Raw genomic sequence first — 315 nt, forward strand, 5'->3', positions numbered from 1 at the left:
ACCCTCTACTCTACTACTTCTATCCCTACCCTCACTTTTCATCACCTATCAACCCCCCACACACAAATAACAACATTCCCCTAACCACTACAGAGCTTCCATCTATTTCTGACCATTTACATATTCTTCTACCGTTCCATCACCAAACCATCCATCTTAACTACAACCAATTCCATCACAAACCCCTCATTTTCCCTCATCCAAAGTTTCATCCTAAAAACCCACAACATACTCAACCTCCATTCTATCCCCTTCCATTTACCCAAATACCTACTCAACTTCCAACATCTCTTATCAACAACATCCTCCCCATTC

At 41.6% G+C, this 315-nt stretch carries 1 protein-coding gene; it reads right to left on the reverse strand.

The annotated features are described in order from the left end of the window. Positions 1-128: 128 nt before the first annotated feature. Positions 129-315, reverse strand: a 187-nt coding sequence (locus tag FS736_RS24860) for a hypothetical protein (protein WP_222125097.1), incomplete at its 5' end; no start/stop codon positions are given.

Origin of the sequence: Cytobacillus oceanisediminis 2691, assembly GCF_007678455.1 — a bacterium.
Taxonomy (GTDB): Bacteria; Bacillota; Bacilli; order Bacillales; family Cytobacillaceae; genus Mesobacillus; species Mesobacillus oceanisediminis_A.